The 21,423-nt window shown below is 58.3% G+C and carries 21 protein-coding genes and 1 tRNA gene; 1 reads left to right on the forward strand and 21 read right to left on the reverse strand.

Translation table 11 applies throughout. The features are described 5' to 3' along the window. Position 1: 1 nt before the first annotated feature. The 21 genes from selA to VGL38_02615 all read right to left on the reverse strand — a co-directional run bounded on the left by selA (position 2) and on the right by VGL38_02615 (position 19,677). Positions 2-1,393 carry an L-seryl-tRNA(Sec) selenium transferase gene (selA, locus tag VGL38_02515; protein ID HEY3294288.1) on the reverse strand — a complete coding sequence of 464 codons (1,392 nt, stop codon included), beginning with the start codon at positions 1,391-1,393 and terminating at the stop codon, positions 2-4. A 2-nt stretch (positions 1,394-1,395) separates the two neighbouring features. Further along, on the reverse strand, positions 1,396-2,913 hold the full coding sequence (locus VGL38_02520; protein ID HEY3294289.1) for a DUF6029 family protein: 1,518 nt from the start codon (positions 2,911-2,913) through the stop codon (positions 1,396-1,398). Further along, a complete protein-coding gene (locus tag VGL38_02525; protein ID HEY3294290.1) occupies positions 2,906-3,403 on the reverse strand; it encodes a TlpA disulfide reductase family protein in 498 nt (165 codons plus the stop codon). Before VGL38_02525 ends, VGL38_02520 begins: the two co-directional genes overlap by 8 nt. Before the next feature lie 20 nt (positions 3,404-3,423). Beyond that, entirely contained in the window at positions 3,424-4,914 is a 1,491-nt protein-coding gene (locus VGL38_02530) for a TlpA disulfide reductase family protein (GenBank protein ID HEY3294291.1), read from the reverse strand. A 34-nt stretch (positions 4,915-4,948) separates the two neighbouring features. Further along, positions 4,949-5,464, reverse strand: coding sequence for an NUDIX domain-containing protein (locus tag VGL38_02535; protein ID HEY3294292.1), 516 nt, complete (start codon positions 5,462-5,464; stop codon positions 4,949-4,951). Between the two features lie 41 nt (positions 5,465-5,505). Further along, complete coding sequence (gene rnc, locus VGL38_02540) at positions 5,506-6,291, reverse strand: ribonuclease III (protein ID HEY3294293.1); 786 nt, start codon at positions 6,289-6,291, stop codon at positions 5,506-5,508. A gap of 13 nt (positions 6,292-6,304) precedes the next feature. After that, positions 6,305-7,561: a beta-ketoacyl-ACP synthase II gene (gene fabF / locus VGL38_02545; GenBank protein ID HEY3294294.1), complete on the reverse strand. Its 1,257-nt coding sequence runs from the start codon at positions 7,559-7,561 to the stop codon at positions 6,305-6,307. Positions 7,562-7,580: 19 nt separating this feature from the next. Beyond that, entirely contained in the window at positions 7,581-7,829 is a 249-nt protein-coding gene (acpP, locus tag VGL38_02550; protein ID HEY3294295.1) for an acyl carrier protein, read from the reverse strand. A gap of 57 nt (positions 7,830-7,886) precedes the next feature. After that, complete coding sequence (fabG, locus tag VGL38_02555; GenBank protein HEY3294296.1) at positions 7,887-8,636, reverse strand: 3-oxoacyl-[acyl-carrier-protein] reductase; 750 nt, start codon at positions 8,634-8,636, stop codon at positions 7,887-7,889. Further along, positions 8,633-9,568, reverse strand: coding sequence for an ACP S-malonyltransferase (fabD, locus tag VGL38_02560; protein HEY3294297.1), 936 nt, complete (start codon positions 9,566-9,568; stop codon positions 8,633-8,635). Before fabD ends, fabG begins: the two co-directional genes overlap by 4 nt. 152 nt (positions 9,569-9,720) lie before the next feature. After that, positions 9,721-10,725 carry a beta-ketoacyl-ACP synthase III gene (locus tag VGL38_02565; protein ID HEY3294298.1) on the reverse strand — a complete coding sequence of 335 codons (1,005 nt, stop codon included), beginning with the start codon at positions 10,723-10,725 and terminating at the stop codon, positions 9,721-9,723. Continuing rightward, complete coding sequence (gene plsX, locus VGL38_02570) at positions 10,718-11,788, reverse strand: phosphate acyltransferase PlsX (protein HEY3294299.1); 1,071 nt, start codon at positions 11,786-11,788, stop codon at positions 10,718-10,720. The genes VGL38_02565 and plsX overlap by 8 nt, the downstream gene beginning before the upstream one ends. A gap of 33 nt (positions 11,789-11,821) precedes the next feature. After that, positions 11,822-12,004: a 50S ribosomal protein L32 gene (gene rpmF, locus VGL38_02575; GenBank protein HEY3294300.1), complete on the reverse strand. Its 183-nt coding sequence runs from the start codon at positions 12,002-12,004 to the stop codon at positions 11,822-11,824. 43 nt (positions 12,005-12,047) lie between these two features. Beyond that, positions 12,048-12,500 (reverse strand): DUF177 domain-containing protein, encoded by a 453-nt coding sequence (locus VGL38_02580; protein HEY3294301.1) that lies wholly within the window; start codon positions 12,498-12,500, stop codon positions 12,048-12,050. A gap of 294 nt (positions 12,501-12,794) precedes the next feature. After that, positions 12,795-13,370, reverse strand: a complete 576-nt coding sequence (locus tag VGL38_02585) for a bifunctional nuclease domain-containing protein (GenBank protein ID HEY3294302.1) — start codon at positions 13,368-13,370, stop codon at positions 12,795-12,797. Positions 13,371-13,558: 188 nt separating this feature from the next. Continuing rightward, entirely contained in the window at positions 13,559-15,067 is a 1,509-nt protein-coding gene (locus tag VGL38_02590; protein HEY3294303.1) for an AMP-binding protein, read from the reverse strand. Positions 15,068-15,108: 41 nt separating this feature from the next. Next, positions 15,109-16,662 (reverse strand): YifB family Mg chelatase-like AAA ATPase, encoded by a 1,554-nt coding sequence (locus VGL38_02595; GenBank protein ID HEY3294304.1) that lies wholly within the window; start codon positions 16,660-16,662, stop codon positions 15,109-15,111. Between the two features lie 178 nt (positions 16,663-16,840). Then, positions 16,841-17,998: an N-acetyltransferase gene (locus VGL38_02600; GenBank protein HEY3294305.1), complete on the reverse strand. Its 1,158-nt coding sequence runs from the start codon at positions 17,996-17,998 to the stop codon at positions 16,841-16,843. Continuing rightward, on the reverse strand, positions 17,880-19,154 hold the full coding sequence (locus VGL38_02605; GenBank protein ID HEY3294306.1) for an aminotransferase class I/II-fold pyridoxal phosphate-dependent enzyme: 1,275 nt from the start codon (positions 19,152-19,154) through the stop codon (positions 17,880-17,882). The genes VGL38_02600 and VGL38_02605 overlap by 119 nt, the downstream gene beginning before the upstream one ends. A gap of 96 nt (positions 19,155-19,250) precedes the next feature. Continuing rightward, positions 19,251-19,583 carry a hypothetical protein gene (locus VGL38_02610; protein HEY3294307.1) on the reverse strand — a complete coding sequence of 111 codons (333 nt, stop codon included), beginning with the start codon at positions 19,581-19,583 and terminating at the stop codon, positions 19,251-19,253. A gap of 21 nt (positions 19,584-19,604) precedes the next feature. Then, a tRNA-Arg gene (locus VGL38_02615) sits at positions 19,605-19,677 on the reverse strand. Between the two features lie 652 nt (positions 19,678-20,329). Between VGL38_02615 and rsgA the strand changes: the two genes are divergently transcribed. After that, positions 20,330-21,403: a ribosome small subunit-dependent GTPase A gene (gene rsgA / locus VGL38_02620; GenBank protein ID HEY3294308.1), complete on the forward strand. Its 1,074-nt coding sequence runs from the start codon at positions 20,330-20,332 to the stop codon at positions 21,401-21,403. Positions 21,404-21,423: the final 20 nt, after the last annotated feature.

Below are 21,423 nucleotides of genomic sequence, written 5' to 3' on the forward strand. Positions count from 1 at the left end.
CTTACCTTCCGCGCAAAGCTTCGGTAATCATTGTCACAAGCATGGCCTCATCGGACGGGGAGATGGTGCGCATATTCAGCCAGAGGAGGTCCTGACGAACGGTGGCCACTACAGGCACGGATGCGAGGCGCAACATCTTTGCCCAGGCGGCGGCGGTCATCCCTTCGGGCAGCATGGCAATACCGACACTGGGCAACGAGACGGCGGGCAGGGTGCCCGAACCGGCTTCGGAGGCGGTGTCGCGAACTTCGAGCACTTTCCAGGCGGCGAGCGATTGAAGCTGAGGGAGCACGTGTTGTGCACGCTCGCGCAGTTGTTCGGGGGTCGCCGAGAGCATCGCCCAGAAGGGAATGCGGGACGGCACCGTCGCGCGGTTCAGATAGGCGCGCAAGGTAGAGTTCAGCGCGGACAGCGTCATCTTTTCGGCGCGCACGACTCGGGCAAGGGGGCTCTTCTTGACGCGGCGCACGAGGTCGCGCTTACCCAGAATAATACCGGACTGCGGACCGCCGAGAGCTTTGTCGCCGGAGACCAACGCGAGGTCCGATCCCGCTTTGAGACTCGCCGCGACATTGGGCTCGGGTGGAAGTCCCATGGAGGTCCAATCCCAAAGAAGGCCGTTACCGATGTCATCGACGACGGGAACGCCCTGCTCTTTGCCGAGGGCGCAGAGATCCTCGATGGCCACGGATTCGGTGAAGCCCATGATGCGGTAGTTGCTGGGATGCGCGCTGAGGAGGAGCGCGGTCCTGGCTGTGATGGCATCGCGGTAATCTTCCACACGGGTGCGATTGGTGGCACCGACTTCGACAAGACGCACACCGGAGCGCACCATGATGTCGGGCAGGCGAAAGCTGCCGCCGATTTCAATGAGCTGACCGCGGGAGACGATGACCTCGCGGTGATAGCCAAGAGCATTCAGGACAAGATACAGCGCAGCCGCATTGTTGTTGACCACCAGCGCGGCTTCGGCGCCCGTGATCGTGCAAAGCAATTCTTCGACATGCTCCTGACGGTCACCGCGTTCACCCGAGGGGAGATCGAACTCCAGATCACAGTACCCAGCGGATTTCCGTACCGCGTCGATGGCCCACTCGCCCATGGGAGCGCGGCCAAGGCCGGTGTGAAGAATGACTCCGGTGGCGTTGATGACGCGGCGCGGAGACGGCTGCTCCAGTTCGCGCACTTTGGCAAGCACGGAGCTTGCGAGGGAGTCCGGTGTTGGCGCGGGGCCACTTCCGGTGATGCGGCGACGGGCCTCACTGAGCACGCCGCGCACGACACCGGTCAGCAAAACGGGTGACACGGTGTCGGCAAGACCGCTCAGCGCAGGGTGTGCGAGCAGGGTATCGACGCCGGGCAATTGCCGCCTGGGGTCATCCGTTTGCGCCACGTTTAGAGTGTGGTCTCGAGAGTAAGCCGGAAGCCTTTGAAGGCCTGGACCTGACGGCAGACGCCGTTGGAACAGCGCAGGCCGCCGCGATCACGACCGTAGAAGAAACTCATGCGGTTCTTGCCGCCGCTGAGCACAAAGGCGGCTTCGACGGAAGGCCAGTTGCTGCCTTCGCGCTTCTTGAGTTCCTTGTCGTTGCTGAACTGGTCTTCTACCGTGAGCGATATACCTTTGCCGTTATTCCAGGAAACGGAAAATAACTGGTCGGTGTTCTTGGTGCCGGTGTGAACCTGATCGTTGATCAGCAGGGTCTGGCTTTCGAACTCAAGCTGCTGCGTGGTCTTGAACGGCGTGGTGTAGGTGAGCCATACCCACTGGCGTTTTTCCCACACGGTAGACGCTTCTTCATTGGCACCGAGTTCCGCGGTTACCTTGCGGTTGCCGGGGAGATCCTGATCTACGTTGGCGAAGGCTTCCCAATAGGGAGCGTCGACCTGATGCAGCGTCGGCAGGGGAATGCCCTTCTGATCTGCCGCATGGCGGCTGGCGAGATTGTAATGCAGCGTGGCGTAGGTGCCTTCGACGATGTTGCCGGAGAGTTCCGTCTGGAAACCGACTTCATTGGGAATGTTCAGCACGTGCGGATCACGCGCTTGCAGCAAACGAGGGCCAAGATCGCGGTAGACTACGGCGGGATTCTGGAAGGGAGTCACCGCTTTGTAGTCGTAATCTTTGTACTCCAGCAACCAGGAGTAACCCCACTTGCTGAGAATACCGCCTGCGTACGTGGCATGGCCGCTGTTGCGCGAGCTGACTGTCGGCAGAGTGCGATTCCAGGCGCGTTCACCATAGAGGGTGACCGGGCCGCCGGTGAGACGCCAGTCCACGGAGGCGACGTGGGTCTCGGGATAGGCGCCGCTGTCGACGCGCACGTAATTGAAGGCGACGCTCTCGCCGCCGAAACGGGGATTGAAACGGGCGGCGGTGACGTCGGCCTGCTGCACGAGACGGCCCGGCTGGGTCGTACCACGCAACACGGTGACGAAGAAAGGCTCGGCGTCAAGTTCGACGCGGGCGCCGTCGAGTTCGGAATCGAAATAGATGTCACGGTTCTCGAAAGAACTGAAGGCAAGACCGCTGCCCCAGACATCGCTGAAGTTACCGGCGCGAATCTTGAACGGCGCGAGGGTGGCTTCGAGGTAGCGCTTGTCGATGCGGCTCTCGGCGAGCAGACCGTCTTTCAGAGCGTCTTCCGTGGAAGGACGGAAATAGAGAAAGCGAGCGCCGACGCGGAGATTACCGCGATAGACATCGAGACGCATGCGATCTTCAAAGAAATGGCGAGCGACGGTGTTGTTTGGATAGTCGGCTTCCTGCAGGCGGATGTCCACCTCAGGACCTTCGTCGTAACGCAGCACATTGGAACCTTCCACGGTGACACCGGGGATGGGCTCTTCCGCATACACACCAACCGCAACCAGCAGCAACCCGAAGACCAAAGCCGTAAGGAGTTTACTCACCCTTTCCTCCGAGCAGCGTATCCAGTTGCCGGGTCAATTCGGCGGTGTTGCGCACTTCGCCGCGATATTTTTGAACGGCTTTGCCGTCCTTATCGAGCAGCACGGTGTAGGGAATCGAGGTTCCTCCGTAGCGCTTGAGCACTTCGCCGTCCGGATCCATCAGCACGCGGAACTTGTAGCCCTTGGATTCGACGTAGGGCTTCACTTTGGCCTGAGTCTTCTGATTGTCTTCCGCGATGAGCAGGACGCGAACGCCCTTATCGGCGAAGGACTGGAACAGATCCTTGTTTTCGCCGAGTTCCTTCTTGCATGGAGCGCACCACGTGGCCCAGAAGATGAGCATAGTGGGGGCGGTATTCGCGTCGGCGATTTTAAAGGATTCACCCTTGGTATCGATGAGAGACCAATCCTGGCTGCCGGCAAAAGCGGAAGCCGCAAACGAGAGCAGCAGAATCGCCGCTGACAAACTGAGGGAGTGTGCGAGTTTCAATTCGAGTTCCTTTCCAAAATTCAGCGGCTAACAGGATGATCGAAGGGCGCGGGTGTATGGCCCGGCCGGGGTTCAGCAACCAATAACGGACTACCGGCTGCATCATGCAGGCGCAGACGGTAAGTTGTCACTTCGCGCGGGTTGTCAGAAGGATGCACTGACAAATCGAATGTATAATCGCCATGGAAGCCGATTATCGAATCCACAGGGGTTCCGTCCACCCACGTTTTTACCCAACGGCTGACAGTGACGGCGACGGCGGTGTCCACCTGGAGCGGCGAGTAACTTTCGGGTTGTAAATACACTCCAGTTCGGGTCTGATAACAGGTGTGCCATGTGCACAGACTGATGTATCGTCCAGTGTCAGCATCTACAAACGACAGCGGGGTAATCGTGTACAAGAATGTGCGCGACGCAGCGAGCAGATTGGTCATGGTTGCGCCGCCGAAGCGGAAGTCTACAGTGTCCACGGCATAGGACTGGAGCGTGTCCCGAATGCCGAAAGAATAGGTTGGCGCATCGGCAAGGCGCAGCAGTTCATCCACAGATTGGTGAAGCACCGGTTCTGGAATGCTTCCTTGGATAAGATGGATGCGCCCCGTGGGATCGACGATATAGTTGGCCGGGCAATTGAAGACGTTGTATGCATTCTTCACCGTCATTCGGGGATCATGCACCAGGGGAAAGGTAATTCCAAAAGCATCGTGATCATCGCGGTACTGGACGAACCTGCTGTACGGGTCGGTGAAGTCAATGCCGAAGAACTGCAGTTTGCCGGCATAGCGCACATCGCGATACATGGACGCGATGTAGGGAAATTCCTCTGCGCACGCCGAACATTCATAGAAGAAGAACGACACGAGACAAACCTGTCCGCGAAAATCCTGCAAGCCGTATTGGGTGGTACCCCAGTCGCTGCGCAGTTTGAAGGATGGCGCAAGATCGCCGACATTGGGGCCTTCGGCCACGGCCGTAAACACCGGGGAAAGAGTTACGGTGCTGCCGGAAGCGAGCTGCACGGTCCACCGTGACGGAAGTTCGGTTGCATAACCGGGTTTGTAGGCGGAGACCTCAAACGTGCCGATGCCGATATTCGGGAAGAGAGTTGGGTCTTCGAGCGAAACCGGGATGGTGTCCACAGGAATGTTGTTTACCAGCAGCACGGTTCCCGCAAGGAAGGCGGCATCGCCATCGAGGCGGATCGAGCCATCGGATGCGGGAACGGTTTGCAAGGCAAGGGTGTCGGTGGCGTTGAAGACCACATCCACGGAGAAGGTGGAATCCACATAGCCGGGGCGGAAGGCCGCGATATGATGCGTGCCTACCGAAAGTCCGGTGATCAGGGCGGGAGTCAGGCGTGTGGTCTGATTGCCATCCACGCGGATGCGCGCGCCGGTGAGCAGAGTGTCGCCGGAGTTCAGAGTCACATAGAGGGAGCCAGTGCGTTGCGGCTCGGTTTTCTGAATACTGCAGCCGGCGAGAACCAGTGTCAAGGCAGCAAGGAGAACCATCGTGACGCGCAACGCCAACAAACCGATTGAGCTTCTAATCATGTGATGCCGGGAGTTTGTGACCCAAAGCCAATTCCAGAAACCGCCGATGAACGCCGAAAGCAAGCACCGGGGTTTGCGTGATGTCAAAATACTGAGCGTCCGCCGCGTCTTCTCCCGCGCACAGCTCGCCTTCGAGAATTTCCGCCCTGTAACAGAGCACGATAATGTTGCCGTAGTATCCGGCGGTGATGGACCGCGCGGCGACCAGATCAAGGGTCTTGCAGAGCAGTCCGGTCTCTTCCTGAACTTCGCGGACGACGGCCTGCTCGGTGGTTTCTCCGGTTTCGATGAATCCGCCGGGGAGACACCAGAGGCCGATGCCGGGCTCGATATTACGTTTTACGAGCAGAACGCGGCCTTCCCGAAACAGAATGGCCGCGACAGAGGGAACAGGATTCAGATAGACAACATGGCCGCAGTCCGGGCAAACGGGCCGCGAGCGTCCGTCACGTTGCTGCTGAACCAACGATCCACCGCAGCGGGAACAGAATCTGGGCTGCCAATCCATGCGTACAAAACACGTCCTTTTCGACAGAAGAGGCGGGTGAGCTATTCCGGCACAGGTTGATCGCTGGACTCCGTGCGAGCCACCAGCCCCAGTTGCATGGCCGTACTGTAAGCGGCCTGTTGTTCGGCGGCTTTTTTGGAGCGGCCCTCTCCCCTGCCGTGAACCACGCCATTGATCAGGACTTCCACGACGAACCGCTTCAGATGATCGGGCCCGGATTCCTCCCGAAGGGCATACACCGGGGCCGACCACTGGCGCGATTGAACGTGTTCCAGAATCAGGCTCTTGTAGTTGACGAACTCTTTCTGGTGGACAACTTCCTTCCAGTTGCCGAGGAGATGAGTCTCGACGAAGTCCACCGCCGCTCCGTGTCCGCCGTCCAGATAGATGGCACCGATGATGGCTTCGAACGCATCTTCGAGGATCGAAGCGCGGTCGCGGCCTCCGGTGCGTTCTTCATTCGGGCTGAGCAGGATGAATTGCCCGAGGTCGATTTTCTGAGCGGCGCGGACAAGGACCGAGCCGCTGGCGATCACCGAGCGCAGTTTGGTCAATTCTCCTTCGGCCAGAGACGGAAAGAGAGTGTAGAAATACTCGGCAATGATGAAGTCGAGGACGGCATCGCCGAGGAATTCGAGCCGCTCATTGGACTTGGAACGCTCCTCGCCCAAGATCGGCAACACAGAGCGGTGTTTGAGAGCGCCGACGAGCAGCGTCTTATCCTTAAAGCGATACCCGATGTTGGCCTGCAGACCGGAGACCCGCTGGAGAACTTCCGCTGGAACGCGGGGCTCAGCGCGGCGAAAGAATCTGCTGATCCAAGACATGGGGTTTTAAGGATTAGGAGTTGCGGTAATCGGGCTTTGCAAAGACCAGAGTGGAATTGTGACCGCCGAAGCCGAACGAGTTGGAGACGGCGACATTGACTTGCCGTTTTTCCGACTTGTTGGGCACGTAGTAGAGGTCACAGGCCGGATCCTGATTCTCGAGATTGATCGTCGGGGGGACGATATTATCCCGGGTGGCGAGGATGCAGGCAATGGCCTCTATCGCACCGGCCGCTCCGAGGCAGTGGCCGGTCATGGATTTGGTCGACGACACGGCGAGCTTGTCGGCATGGGCTCCGAAGACCTCGCGAATCGCTTTGGTTTCGGTGGGATCGCCGACATCGGTGGACGTGCCGTGGGCATTGACGTAATTGACGTCATCGGGCCGGATGCCGCTGTCCTTAAGCGCGGCCTGCATCGAACGCGTAGCGCCCGCGCCTTCCGGATGGGGAGCCGTGATGTGGTAGGCATCGCCGCCGGCGCCGGTACCGAGAAGTTCGGCATAAATGTGAGCGCCGCGAGCGAGGGCATGCTCCCGTTCTTCAAGGATCAGAATGCCCGCGCCTTCACCGATGACGAAACCATCGCGGTCGCGGTCGAAAGGACGGCTGGCGCGCTGGGGTTCATCATTGCGAGTGGAGAGGGCTTTCAGTGCATTGAAGCCGGCAACGCCCATGTGATTGATCGGGGCTTCCGTGCCACCGGTAACCATGACATCCGCCTCGCCCGCCTGAATCAGGCGCATCGCGATGTGGATGGAATGACCGGCGGTGGCGCAAGCCGACACCACAGCGAAATTGGGACCTTGCAGTCCCCACTGGATGGAGATTTGTCCCGAGGTAATGTCGGGAATCATCATCGGCACAAAGAACGGGCTGACCCGCTTTGGACCTTTTTCCAGATAGATCTTGCACTGTTCTTCGAAGACCTGCATGCCACCAATACCGCTGCCGACGATGACCCCGGTGCCCTTCAGCTCTTCGCTGGGGGTACCGTTCATCAGGCCGGAATCGTGCAGGGCCTGATGGGCCGCCACCAACCCGAATTGGGTAAAGCGCTCCATGCGGCGCGCTTCTTTGGGATCGAGCACGGCGCTGGAGTTGAAGTCTTTGACTTCGCAGGCGAAGGTAGTTGCGAAACCCTCGGGGTTGAACTGCGTGATGGGACCGGCACCGCTCTGGCCCGCGCAGAGGGCAGCCCAGAACGCGTCAATACCGGTACCTACGGGGGATACGACACCCATACCGGTGATAACCACCCGTCGTTTCATCTCGAAGTGCCTCAAGTTATTACTTGCCGTCCATCTTAAGTTTCAAATAGTCCATCGAGGCTCCCACGGTCTTCATGGTCTCCGCGTCCTGATCGGGGATCTCCAGCTTGAATTCCTCTTCAAACGCCATCACGAGTTCGACCAGATCGAGGGAATCCGCGCCGAGATCTTCCACATAGCTCGCGGTGGGGGTCACGCTGGCCTCATCAACCTGGAGGCGGTCGGCGATGATCTTGCGAACTTTGGATTCGAGTTCAGTGTTGTCCATGAGAATGCAGTCTCCGATTTTGGTTTCGTGGATAAGGGAAAAACAGACGAGAGCGGATCAGGTGTGCATACCACCGTCAACCACCAGAACCTGGCCCGTGATGTAGTCCGAGTCCGGGGAAATGAGAAACGCGCAGACACGCGCCACATCGTCGGGGTTTCCCAGATAGTTCAATGGGATGGACTTCAGATAGGCCGCCTGGGTTTCCGGTGAAAGCTGATGAGTCATCTCGGTGGCGATGAAACCGGGGGCCACCGCATTGGCGCGGATACCGCGCGCGCCAAATTCCTTAGCTACCGACTTGGTCAAGGCGATTACTCCGGCCTTGGAGGCGGAATAGTTGGCCTGTCCGGCATTCCCACTGACGCCGACGACCGAAGCGATATTGACAACCTTGCCGTAGCGGGCCTTCATCATCAGTTTGACGGCCGCCTTGGTGCAGACAAACGTACCTTTGAGATTCACGCTGATGACGCGATCCCAGTCGTCCTCACTCATGCGGATCATCAGTCCGTCACGGGTAATACCCGCATTGTTTACGATGGCGGTCAGCGCGCCGAGTTCAGCGACGCAGCGCTGTGCAAACTGTTCCGCGCCGGCAAAGTCGGTGACATCCAGTTTCGCGTGAATGACGCGAGCGCCGGTTGCTGTACGAATTTCTTCGGCGGTGGCCACCAGTTCGGGTTCAAGAATATCGGTCAAACCAAGACTGGCGCCGCGATTGGCGAGTTCCACAGCGATGGACTTGCCGATACCGCGGGATGCACCCGTAATCCAAACCACCTTGCCCTGCAACTCCTGAGTCATTGAACGCTCGCGGTTTGATCCAGTTTGGACAAATCTCCGGCGGTGCCGATGCCGGTAGCTGCCGCGCCCTTGACGATGCGCTTCAGCAATCCCGAAAGCACACTGCCGCTGCCGACTTCGAACCAGCGCACCTCGCCGAGGGTTGCCAGTTCATTCATACTCTCCGTCCAGCGGACGGGAGACAGCAACTGCTGGGCGAGCGACCGGCGCAGCGATTCGACATCTGTGTGCGGTTTGGCGGTCACATTCGACACCACGATGGCGGCAGGCTGCGAGAGCGGCGCGGCGGCAAGCGCCTGCGCGAGGGCTTCGGCAGCGGGCCGCATCAGCGGAGAATGGAACGCGCCGGAGACGGGCAATTCCTTCGCCAGCTTTGCACCTTGAGACTTGGCCATGTCGACGGCTTTGCGCACGGCGTTGACTTCACCGGAGATGACCAGTTGACCGGGCGAATTGTAGTTCGCGGGGACGACGACGCCTTCCGATTCGAGTTCATAGCAGATGTCGCGCACGGCATCTTCATCGAGTCCGACCACGGCGGCCATGGTGCCGGGATTGGTGGTTCCGGCCTTCTGCATGGCTTCGGCGCGGGCTTTCACAAGACGCAGACCGTCGGCAAAGCTGAACGCGCCGGCGGCGTAGAGAGCCGAATATTCGCCGAGGCTATGCCCGGCGGCGGCATCCGGCTTCACACCACGCTGAGCGAGGAGTTCAGTAAGGATGCAGGAATGGACGTAAAGCGCGGGCTGAGTGATGCGGGTTTGTTTGAGGGCATCTTCGGGGCCTTCAAAGCAGGTCGCGGCCAGATCGAACCCGAGGATGTCGGCGGCTTCTGCGAAACGCGCACGCGCGGAATCGAACTGCGCGGCGAGGTCTTTGCCCATGCCGACGATTTGCGAACCCTGTCCGGGGAAGAGGAAAACGGTTTTCAAAGGTATGTCAGGTGTCGGTAAATTTGATTTGGATCGAGATTGTCTTGCTTAGAGCGGCTGTGCTTACTCTTTACGATCGTGCCGGCAGACCCCCATCCCCCGGCCCTTTCCCCATGAAATGGAGAAAGGGGAGAAAGAAGAGAAGTCGAACCTTAGAAGCGGATGACGGAACCGCCCCAGGTGAAGCCGCCACCGAAGGCGACGCAGAGGGCGGTGTGGCCGTCTTTGATCAGACCTTCCCGGCGGCCATCGTCGAGGGCAAACGGAATGGACGCGGAGGAATTGTTGCCGTATTTCTGAATGGTGACGATGACGCGTTCCATAGGCAGACCGACGCGCTCAGCGGTGGCCTTGATGATGCGCGCATTGGCCTGATGGGGAACCAGCCAGTCGATTTCGCCTTTGTGTACACCGGCGCGCTCGAGAGCGGTCACGGCGCACTTTTCCATAATGCGAACGGCATGGCGGAAAACTTCGTTGCCATTCATGTAGAGCAGTTGCTGGCCGGGGACTTCCTTGCAGGAACTGTTGGAGCCCGCGCTGCCGTGGCCGATGCAGTAAAGCAGATTCGATGCATCACCGCCCGACCCGATGTAGGTGGACAGAATCCCGCGCTCATCGGTGGCTTCAGTCAGCACGACGGCACCGGCACCATCACCGAAGAGCACGCACGTGCCGCGGTCGGTCCAGTCGGTAATCAGGCTGAGCAATTCCGCGCCGATCACGAGACCTTTCTTGGCGCGCCCGAGAGCGATTAAGGCTTCGGCCTGATACAGGCAATAGAGAAAGCCCGAGCAGGTGGCGCTGATATCCCAGCACGTCGCGTTTTTGGCGTGCAGCGCTTCCTGGACAAAGATCGCGGTTGCCGGAAAGCGCATATCCGGGGAGATCGTTCCGATAATGATAAAGTCCAGCTCTTCGGCGGTCACGCCGGCATCATCGAGGGCGATCCGGGCAGCCTTGATACAATATTCAGAGGTACGTTCGCCGCGTTTGGCAATGTGGCGTTCCTTGATACCGCTGCGGGTGGTAATCCACTCGTCGGTCGTATCCACGATCTGTTCGAGGTCCGCATTGGTGATCACGGTTTCCGGAACCGCTTTGCCGGTGCCGGCGATCCGCGCAAACGGCTTGCCTCGCTTATTCCAATCAGTCATCGTCACCTTTATTCATTTCCAACTCATCGCGCCGGTCATGGAAGCTTTTGAGCCGGGCCATGCCTCGGGTAAAGACGCCCACGTCGTATTTGGCGACGCCGCGATTGAGGGCCCCGGGAAGGTCGGCTTTGCGGAGCGTGACAGCTTCCCGGATAGCATTCTTGATGGCTTTGGCAGAGGAGCGGCCATGGCAGATCACGGAGATCCCGTTGATTCCGAGCAACGGCACGCCGCCGATCTCGGCATAGTCGAAGTCCTTCTGCATTTGTTTCAGATTGTCGGCAATCTGTGAGCTGGACGTCGCTTTGGCGCCGAGGCGATTCAGGACCATGCTGCCCACGGATTCGGCGAACTTGAGAATGATATTGCCGACGAAGCCGTCACAGACGAGCACGTCGGCCTTGCCGTTCATCACGTCGCCGCCTTCGACATTGCCGATGAAATTCAGGCCGCTCTGCTCGAGCAGATAATGCGAGGCCATCACGAGTTCATTGCCCTTGGTCTTCTCTTCTCCAATAGAGAGCAGTCCGACCCTGGGGCTGGCGTTCCCGGTGAGAATCTCCACGAAGACCGAACCCATGATGGCGAACTGGAGAAGATTGGCCGGTTTGCAGTCCGTGTTGGCGCCGACATCGACGAGCACCGTGAACCGTCCGCCGCCGATGGGAAACAGGCTGCCGATGGTAGGCCGACGGACACCTTCAATGAGCCCCAGCATCATGTAGCTGGCGGCCATCTGGGCTCCGGTGTGACCGGCGGACACAATGGCATCGGCGTCGCCCGATTGGTGCAGGGCGACGGCACGCATCAGCGAGCTATTGCGTTTTTCGCGCACAGCACGGCTGGCCTTATCGGACATAGAGATAACTTCGGGCGCATCCGCGATATGGATGCGCGACTCCGTATCCCGTCCGCGCTGTGCGAGTTCCTGGCGGAGAAGCTGCTCGGGACCGACAAGGATGACTTCAAGGTCAGCATCCAATTCTTCGAGCGCGAGCAATGCGCCGTCCACAGGACTGCCGGGGGCGTGATCGCCACCCATAGCATCCAACGCAATTTTCATCAACGAGTGCGATTCAGCAGAGGGAAAGGGAAGTTATGAAGCCTTAACAGGTGTGACAAAACGGCCACCGTAATAGCCGCAACTGGAGCACATGTGGTGCGGGGCGACGACCGCGCCGCAATTGGAACAGGTGCTCACCGTGGGCTTGGCCAGTTTGAAGTTGGCCCGTCTGCGATCGCGACGGGATTTGCCGGTTCGTCGTTTAGGTACAGGCATGTCCGAGGGGGGTTAGGTGATATATGGAACGAATGAAATGACGTTAACAGTGCGGGCAGGTCTCGACGTTGAGATCGGCGCCGCATTGGGGGCAGAGACCTTTACAATCTTCCCGGCACAGATGCTTATCGGGCATGGCCAGGATGATGATGTCCCGCAGGTCGCCGGTGATGTCGAGATCCACGATGTTGTTCGGGATGTAGGAGATATCCGAATCATCGGGTTCATCGGCCGCGGCGACCCTTCCCATGACATAGAGCATGGGAGAATGTACGGACAAGGGATGAGCAAACGTAGTCAGGCAGCGGTCGCATTCCAACTGAACCTCGGTATCCACGCCAAAGTCAAACTGCAGATACGGATCGTGCCGATCCAGCATGAGCAGCGTATGAATTGGGGCTGTGAAGACCTCGGGATCGAGGTTCAAGTCCTGCGCCGTTACCGTCTCGGCGATCTTGTGAACGCCTTGCGGATATGTGGAGAGATGTATTTTCACGTTACTAAGCTCAAACAACAAATATAACAAGACCTTGCCAAAAGATCAAGTCTCTTTTTTCATTCACTGGGACAATCACTTTTCACTGAGATTCCTTCTCACCCCATTACAGTATGTTAATTAATAGCTAAGCAGATCTATGACACGACGGGTCCGGAATAGCCCAAACAGCCCGCGAGGCTTTTTGAGGGTCAGCCAACGCTTGGGGCGAAGGTGGCAGAAAATGAAGGCGGACTCCCGAGTTGAGAGTCCGCAGAATTTATCCCAAGCATTTCGATCTTGTGAGCCGCGAGTTCAATCGCCTTTTTCGCTTTTTTCCCCGGGGTTACGTGGTTCGCCGAGTTTTGATTCAAGGGACCGTATGTGGTCGCGAATTTTTGCCGCTTCTTCATACGCTTCCGTTTCGACGCACTCTTTGAGCTTCTGGTGCAGGTAGGCGATTTGCTCCACAGCCGACCGGTTGACCGGCTCATTGGAGACAGCGGCGCCTTCCATGACTTTTTCGGCGACCTGAATGGGGGCCTTCATCTTGAGAGCGAGGGCAATGGCATCCGAGGGACGAGCATCAATCTGCTTGAGTTCCCCTTTGGCGGTACGAAGTTCGACGACCGCGTAAAATGTGTTATCCTTAAGGTCATTGACCGTCGAGGAGACGATGGTCACGCTGCCGGATTCGAGAATACTGGCGAAAAGGTCATACGTCATTGGCCGGGCATATTCCAGCCCTTGCAGCAAGAACGAAATGCTCTGGGCTTCGGCGGCACCGATGAAGATCGGCAACCACCGTTCCCCGTCCTTTTCTTTGAGGATAACCACGTAGCCCTGATAGGGCGGGCATACGGAGATCCCGATAACATCAACAGGTATCACCTTATTCCTCCCAAGACAATGAAGCAGTCTGGATGCATGTCCCGCTGTTGGCCGCTTGCACGCAAGCCCTCAGCCAAGTGAGCACGGGCAAGATTCAAGCCAGAAGCCGCCTCTTTCAAATGTGTAACGCAGAAGCACGGCAAAAAGTTGTCCAAGTGGCCCTTTGAAGCACTGTAAGCCCACAATAGCTAAGGTTTTTCGTCCTTCAATTGGCTTCTGATGATCTTACCTCCCGGAGTGCGTGGAAGTTCCTTGTAGAGTTTCACGACTTTGGGGCATTTATACACGGCAGCGCGCTCTTTGACATACTCAATGACTTCGCTGGGTCCGATGCTGGCACCCTCTTTGAGCACGACGCAGGCTTTGATCTCTTCACCATAGACCGGATCGGGGATACCGACTACGGCAACTTCCTGCACATGTGGCAATCCTTCGACAATCTCCTCGACTTCACGGCAGCAGATCGTGAACCCGCCTTTAACGATGAGTTCGCTGGAATGACCGCATACAAAGAGATTGGACTGGTAATCGAGGCTGCCACGGTCGCCGGTGTAAAACCAACCATCGCGCAGCGCCTGCCTCGTGCGGTCAGGACGATTGCGGTAGCCCCGCATCACAGCGGGACCGCGAACACTGATCTGGCCGATAGACTCCGCCGGAGCAGGCTCGCCGGATTCGTCGGTGATTTGAATTTCATGATCGCCGATGGGCTGACCGACGGAACCGCGCGGCAAAAGAGATGGGAAAAGATTAAGCGCAATCACACCGCACGTCTCGGTGCTCCCATAAGCCTCCATGACGCGCAGTTTGAGCTTCTCCTCCACATCCCGCGCGACGCTGTCGGTCAGTTTGGCATCGCAGCAGATGGCGTAACGCACCTGGCTCAAATCATATTTTTCCGGCGACGGGAAACCTGCCATAAACGCGTAGCCGGACGGGCTGGCGACAAGAACCGTGATCTGTTTCTCGTGCAGCGACTTCAACGCGTCCCCGGGATGGAAACGAGACTGAATGTCGAGCAGCCCACCGTTGGAAAGCGGCAGATGAACAGCCATACACAGACCGGCAGCAGACGTAAACGGCAGCAGCCCGAGAAAGCGGTCGGTTTCATGGATCCGGAGCATGGAGGTCAGTTCCGACGCATGAGACGTCAGATTGCCGTGCGTCAATTCAACGCCACGCGCATGGCCGCTGATTCCGGACGTGTACAATATGACGGCGAGATCGTCGCCGGTGAGAGACGAATCCGACGGCAGCGGCGAGCCCTGAGCAATCATGTCCACCAGGCTGTCCGCACCGGCAGGAATGTCTTCCCCGACGTAAGCGCGAAAGCGCAAAGACTCGCTTTGCTGAACTGCTTTTTCGGCATCGAAAGCGAGGTGGCTCCAGGCGATAATCGCGGAGGCTTCGGAGTCTTCGAGTTGCCACGTGATTTCGCGCGCCTTGCTTTGGGCGTGAATGGGCACGGAGACGGCACCCAATCCCAGCACCGCCAGATGGGCAATCACGAAATGCGGACAGTTGGGCAGGAGCAGCGCGACACGGTCGCCTTTGGAAATGCCGCGAGCCGCAAGCGCCCCACGCAGACGCTCTACCGCGGCACCGAGTGCGGCGAAGCTGTGAGTCTGGCCATTAAAGATAACAGCAGTGCGATCGGCGCAGCGGGTAACAGAATGGTCGAACGCGGTAATGAGCATGTGTGATAATAAGGGTGACTACGGATGAGAAGGGAAAATGCTCACGCCGACAGTTCTTTGATGCGGTCCAGGGAGCGATATTGCACCGCTTCGATCACATGGGGAAGACGAATGTCGTCTGTTCCTTCGAGATCGGCGATGGTGCGGGCGATTTTACGAATACGGTGATAGGCGCGGGCTGAGAGACCCATGCGCTCGATAGCCTGATGCAGGACGTCCATCGACGGCGCGTCGAGGGGAGCGAAACGTTCCACCTCGCGGTTGCTCATCTGCGAATTGCTGTAGAGATCGGAGCGGGTGGACAGAAAACGGCCACGCTGGCGTTTGCGGCATTCACTCACCCGTTCTCGGATGCACTGTGAGCTTTCCGCGAGTTGATTGGAGGAGAGTTCCTTCCACTTGACGCGAGGAACTTCCACATGCAAATCAATACGGTCGAGCAGAGGGCCGGAGACTTTCGAGACATAACGGCGGACCTGCTCGGGGGTGCATTTGCATTCCTTGTCCGGATCGGTGAGGTAACCGCAGGGACAGGGATTCATGGCGGCGACCAGCATGAAGTTGGCCGGATAGCTGAGGCTGATGGCCGCGCGGGAAATGGTGACTACACCGTCCTCGAGGGGCTGGCGCAATACCTCGAGCACATTTTTGTGGAACTCGGGCAGCTCATCGAGAAAGAGCACACCGTTGTGCGCGAGGGAGACTTCGCCGGGCCGGGGAATCATGCCGCCGCCGATGAGACCCGCATCGGAAACCGTATGGTGCGGCGAGCGGAACGGACGATTGGCAACAATAGCTTGCCCCGCCTTGAGCATTCCGGCGACGGAATGAACGCGGGTGGTTTCCAGAGCCTCATCGAGCGTGAAGTCGGGAAGGATTGACCGCAACCGGCGGGCGAGCATGGTTTTGCCCGAACCGGGAGGGCCGATCATCAGGATGTTGTGACCGCCAGCCGCCGCGATTTCCACCGCGCGTTTGACAGACGCCTGACCGCGGACTTCGCTGAAATCACCGACGAATTCCCGAGCCTCTTCGAAGAGTGCCGCGCGATCTACGGTGAAAGGCGCCGGAGTGAGTGCGCCGTTCAGGAACTCGACGACGTCGTGCAGCGACTCCATGGGATAGACTTCGATGTCCGGCACCATCGCCGCTTCGCGCGCGTTTTCCATGGGGACAACGATGCGGCGAATGCCGGCCTTTTGCAACGAGCTGCAAATGGGGAGCGCGCCACGGATGAGGCGCACTTTGCCATCGAGGGCAAGCTCGCCGAGCACCGCCGTGGAATCGAGACCGTTGGGAAGAATCTGGCCCGATGCCGTAAGAATGCCGATGGCCATAGGCAGGTCAAAGGCGCTGCCTTCCTTGCGGATGTCGGCGGGAGCAAGATTGACGGTGATCCTCCGCAGGGGAAAGATCATGCCGGAATTCTTGATAGCCGCTGAGACGCGGGCGCGGGATTCCTTGACGGCATTATCCGGCAAACCGACCACGGTGAAGAACGGCTCACCGGAGCCGGGATTTTCGAGATGGCTCTCGACTTTCACCTGATAGGCATCGACGCCGATCAGGGCCGCGGAAAGTACTTCGGCGAACATGTGCGTACCAAATTGGATTGAGTAACAAGCCAGACGTGGTAGCGGAACAGAAGCTAAAAGTTAAAAGAACCCCCATCCTAACCTTCCCCCACTAAAGTGGAGGAAGGAACCCGAAAAGAACCCCTTCAAATTCCCCCTTTTGCAAAGGGGGAAAGTGCCGAGGAAAGCGGTTCCGGTGCTACAGGGGGCGCTCCCAGATGCGCCATTTTTTGTAGGGGGTGGAGCCCATTGACAAGGCGGCGGCGTTCATGGGCTCATTGTCTTCGAGGACCCAGGAAAACTCGGCCCAGTTGTAACCGGCTTCCGTTCCCGCTTTGTAGGTGCGGTAATAGAAGACGGTGTCGATGCCGCGGAAGCGGTAGTCGGGATGCACGCCCATGAGCAGGACGCGGGCGCGGTGAATTTTCTTGAGACCGAAGAGCAGTTTGAAGATGCCCGTGGGAAACAGGCGGCCATTCTTGATCTGCTTGAAGAGCACGTGAACATCGGGCAGGGCGAGACTGAAGCCGACGGGCTTGCCTTCCGCCGTTTCGGCGAAGTAGACGAGATTGGGATCGTAGACCAGTTTCAGAGTCTGAGCCATGAGTTTCAGCTCTTTGTCGGTCATCGGCACGAAGCCCCAGTTCTTCTCCCACGCGGCATTGTAGATGGAGAGAATGCGGTCGACCTCGCCCCAGAAATCGTGTTTGTTGAAAGGCCGGATATGCAAGGGCAGGCGTTTTTCGAGCGCCTCGGCGACGCGAATGACGCGCTCGGAAAGCTGCCCCTGAAACATCTGGTAGGCGACGACATCCTTGGCCTTAACCATCCCGCACTGTTCCATGAGCGTGTTGTAATACGGCGGGTTGTGCGTCATCATAATGACGGGCGGCGTGTCGAAGCCTTCGATGAGCATTCCGATCTCGTCGTTGACGGAAAAGTTCATCGGGCCGCGAATGGTATCGAGGCCGCGGGACTTGAGAAAAGCGCCCGCGTGGTCAAGGAGCGCGCGGGCAACATCGGGATCATTAACGCAATCGAAGAAACCGAAGAACCCGACCTTGTCCTCGTGGAACTTGTTGTGCAAGCCGTTGACGACTGCACAGACACGGCCCAGGATCTCGCCGGTTTGCGGATCGCGAGCTATGTAAGATTCCACCTCGCCGTGTTCATAAAACGGATACTTGGGGTTGAAACGCGATTTCAGATCTATGAGAAGAGGGGGAACCCACGCGGGGTCAGTGGCCTGCACCTTCCACTGGAAGCGCAGAAACGCCTTCAGATCCGTTGAGTTCGTTACCGGAGAGATTTTCGGTTCGATGAGAGGCTCCCGAGTCCAGTTGAAAATAGCGGGCAAGTTTGGCCATCTTGTCCAGAGCGAAGTCCAACTGCTCGAGCGTGTGCGTAGACATCACGGAGAAGCGGATCAGGCTCCCACCCGGCTGTACCGCGGGCGGCACCACCGGGTTGATAAACACTCCTTCTTCCTGCATGGCGGCGGTAAGCTGGAAGGCGACGTTCTGATCGCCGACGAGTACCGGCATGATGGGGGTATCGCTGGTGCCGGTGTCGAGTCCGATCGTCTGCAAGCCCTTGCGCAGATAGTTGGCATTGCGCCAGAGCAGTTCACGGCGTTCGGGCTCGGCGATAATAATCTTGAGCGCGGCGATAACCGCGGCGACGGATGCCGGCGGCGGGCTGGCGGAGAAGATCAGCGCGCGGCTGTGGTGTTTCAGATAGTGAATCACCTTCTCTGACGACGCGATGAAGCCACCGATGGAGGCCAGCGATTTGGAAAACGTGCCCATGACCAGGTCGACTTCATCATTGAGGCCGAAGTGCAGCGCGGTGCCGCGCCCTTCGGGACCCAGCACACCGAGACTGTGGGCATCGTCGAGCATCAGATCGGCGCCATACTTCTGACAGACGGCGACCACTTCCGGCAGTTTGACAGTGTCGCCTTCCATGGAGAAGACGCCTTCGGTGATCACGAGTTTGGATTTGGTGTGATCGAGGCTCTGCAAGACGCGCTCGAGATCGGCGGCGTCATTGTGGCGGAACTTCATCATCTTGCCAAAGGAAAGGCGAGCGCCATCAATAATGGACGCGTGGTCGAGGGCATCCGTGACGACAAAGCCGTTGCGGCCAACCAGAGCGGAAATGGCGCCGAGATTGGCCTGCATTCCCGTGGAGAACAGCAGGGCGGCTTCCTTTTGCATGTACTCGGCGAGACGCTCTTCGAGTTCGATATGAATCCGCAGCGTCCCATTCAGAAAACGCGAACCGGCGCAACCCGAGCCGTACTGCTTCAACGCGTCGATGGCGGCTTCTTTGACTTTCGGATGGTTGGTCAGCCCGAGATAGTTATTCGAGCCGAGCATGAGCACATCCTTGCCGTTCATCCGCACCATAGTGTCCTGGTCGGACTCGATGGCGCGGAAGTACGGGTAAATTCCTGCCGCGATCACTTTGCGAGCGTCTTCAAACCGGGCTACTTTTTCCGCAATGCGCACTCAGAAGTCCTTTCGAAATTATGCAATCAACACCGGAAAGGGTTTCGATCAGGCGATGGACGTCATGTAAGCAGAAAGACGCGGAGCAACCGCGCTTCAGTACTTCTTCGAAAACAGATCGGACAGGTAGGGCAAGGAGAACAGACGGCCTCGTACGCCATTGGCGATGCCCACCAGCGCCGCGATGACGCAGAGCAGGATAATGACATCCCACACCACACGCAGATACCGCAGGATCAGAGCAAAGATTTCGATGACAAACAACGTCATGCCGAGCCGCACGTGGGCCGACACAAAGGCGCTGCGATCTGTGCGCAGATAGGGGATCAGGCAGAGGATGGGGACATACGACAGCACGGCCAACAGCTTGTCGTCTTCGGAGACGTTAGCGGAAGGCTGTTCTGGCGGCGGGAAAGTCGGTTCTGGCATATCTTCGATTCTTCGGTTTAGTACCCCCGACGGGACTCGAACCCATGCTCCCAGCTCCGGAGGCTGGTGCTCTATCCATCTGAGCTACGGGGGCAAAATGTATTATCTTGATTTACCGCGAGATAGCATGAAAAGTTGCTACACCAGTGCTTACTGGATCAACCCCCTGCTACCGCTGCTCGTCTTATGGGCGGATACCCACTCCGAGATGCAGGAAGAACAGCTTGTGTACAAACCTGCTCTGTCTTTGGATACGCTAATATAGAACAGGACTTACAAGACTGCTCTGGAGGAAGGAGGTCTGGAAATTGTAACAGTCAGCTAATCTACGAATCTATGAGGACTTCCGCAAGAACAAATCGAGAGCTATACGGGCTTGGAGCATTGCCCTTTCCGGATGTTCAAACTTATTGATCACATAGATTTAGAAAGATTAAGCTGCATAATAACCGCCACATCATGCCGGGCGGCGCAACAAAGCTTGACATTGTTGAGGAGAAAATTGTAACTTACCCATATCCCAAATTTGTCCTTGGAGGCTTTCTGCGTCGTATCATTCTCATCGTGGATCTTGCGCTCAGAGCGGAGTAATCCTTGAGGGATCGCCATCCGGAAACGGATGACGGATCACCTCGGCCTACTCAGATTCTGTAAAGGTCGAACGATCCCACATGTGCGCGATCGTAGGGACTGACGCCGTGGCGCCAGTTGCCCCTGCGGTTGCGTGCCTAAATGAGAACCCTACCATGCATGAATTGTCTGCCTTGGGCTTCACCCCCTTCTTTGAAGCCCAGCTGAAGGATTGGTCTGAAGACCCATTACACCCGGCGCGCGTGGCTTCGGAGCACCGCGGAAGCTACGAGGTGTGGTCGCATAGCGGGACCGGTATTGCGCATCTGGCCGGCCGCCTGCACAAAGAACTGACGGAAGATGCCTTGCCGCACGCGGGCGATTGGGTGGCGCTGAAGTCGGCGCCGGAGCAGGATCGCATCGCGATCATCGAACACGTATTCAGCCGGCGGACCGCGTTAGTGCGCGGGGCCGCCGGACAGGATGCGCGAGGACAGGTGATTGCGGCAAACGTGGACCTGGTATTTGTGGTATGCGGGCTGGACGCTGACTACAACGCACGCCGCATTGAGCGGTACCTGAGTCTGATCTGGGCCAGCGGAGCACAGCCGGTGGTTGCGCTGAACAAGACCGATGTGTGTGACGTCATCGAGGCGCGCATCGCCGAAATTGAAGCGCGAAGCCCGGGTGTTCCGGTCTTCGCCACGAGTGCGGTTCAGTCCGGCGGCATTGACGAAATCCGGTCGCGGATTCTGCCGGGAATGACCGCGGCGTTTGTCGGATCATCGGGTGCCGGAAAATCGACGCTGATCAACGCGCTGGTTGGCGAGGAGCGGATGGCTACCCGCGCGGTGCGCGCCGATGACAGCCGCGGACGTCACACGACGACGCGGCGGCAACTGGTGGTGCTGCCCGGAGGCGGCTTGCTGCTGGATACTCCCGGGATGCGGGAACTACAGCTTATGGATGACGAAGGCATCGGCGCTGTCTTTTTCGATATCGAAAAGATTGCACGGGATTGCCGGTACCGGGACTGCCAGCACGACAACGAGCCGGGGTGCGCGGTGCGAACGGCGATAGCCGACGGCAGGATCTCCGCTGAGCGGTTTGAGCACTTCGGCAAATTGAAGCGCGAGGCTCATGCCTATGCGGTTCGGCACGATGTGCATCTCCGGCAAAAGGCGGAGCGCGAGTGGAGAATTCTGACTAACGAGGGCAAAGCGAACCGGCGAAGGAAAGAAGGCCGGTAGGTCGCGCAAGCAAAAGCATC

This window comes from bacterium (genome assembly GCA_036504735.1).
Lineage (GTDB): Bacteria > Electryoneota > RPQS01 > RPQS01 > RPQS01 > DASXUQ01.

Bases quoted from the DNA above. Each gene is read 5' to 3' on its own strand.
- plsX (HEY3294299.1), bottom strand. From the start codon at position 11,788: ATGAAAATTGCGTTGGATGCTATGGGTGGCGATCACGCCCCCGGCAGT.
- VGL38_02565 (HEY3294298.1), bottom strand. From the start codon at position 10,725: ATGACTGATTGGAATAAGCGAGGCAAGCCGTTTGCGCGGATCGCCGGC.
- fabG (HEY3294296.1), bottom strand. From the start codon at position 8,636: ATGACTCAGGAGTTGCAGGGCAAGGTGGTTTGGATTACGGGTGCATCC.
- VGL38_02530 (HEY3294291.1), bottom strand. From the start codon at position 4,914: ATGGTTCTCCTTGCTGCCTTGACACTGGTTCTCGCCGGCTGCAGTATT.
- acpP (HEY3294295.1), bottom strand. From the start codon at position 7,829: ATGGACAACACTGAACTCGAATCCAAAGTTCGCAAGATCATCGCCGAC.
- fabF (HEY3294294.1), bottom strand. From the start codon at position 7,561: ATGAAACGACGGGTGGTTATCACCGGTATGGGTGTCGTATCCCCCGTA.
- VGL38_02595 (HEY3294304.1), bottom strand. From the start codon at position 16,662: ATGTTCGCCGAAGTACTTTCCGCGGCCCTGATCGGCGTCGATGCCTAT.
- VGL38_02610 (HEY3294307.1), bottom strand. From the start codon at position 19,583: ATGCCAGAACCGACTTTCCCGCCGCCAGAACAGCCTTCCGCTAACGTC.
- rnc (HEY3294293.1), bottom strand. From the start codon at position 6,291: ATGTCTTGGATCAGCAGATTCTTTCGCCGCGCTGAGCCCCGCGTTCCA.
- VGL38_02590 (HEY3294303.1), bottom strand. From the start codon at position 15,067: ATGCTCATTACCGCGTTCGACCATTCTGTTACCCGCTGCGCCGATCGC.
- rsgA (HEY3294308.1), top strand. From the start codon at position 20,330: ATGCATGAATTGTCTGCCTTGGGCTTCACCCCCTTCTTTGAAGCCCAG.
- rpmF (HEY3294300.1), bottom strand. From the start codon at position 12,004: ATGCCTGTACCTAAACGACGAACCGGCAAATCCCGTCGCGATCGCAGA.
- VGL38_02535 (HEY3294292.1), bottom strand. From the start codon at position 5,464: ATGGATTGGCAGCCCAGATTCTGTTCCCGCTGCGGTGGATCGTTGGTT.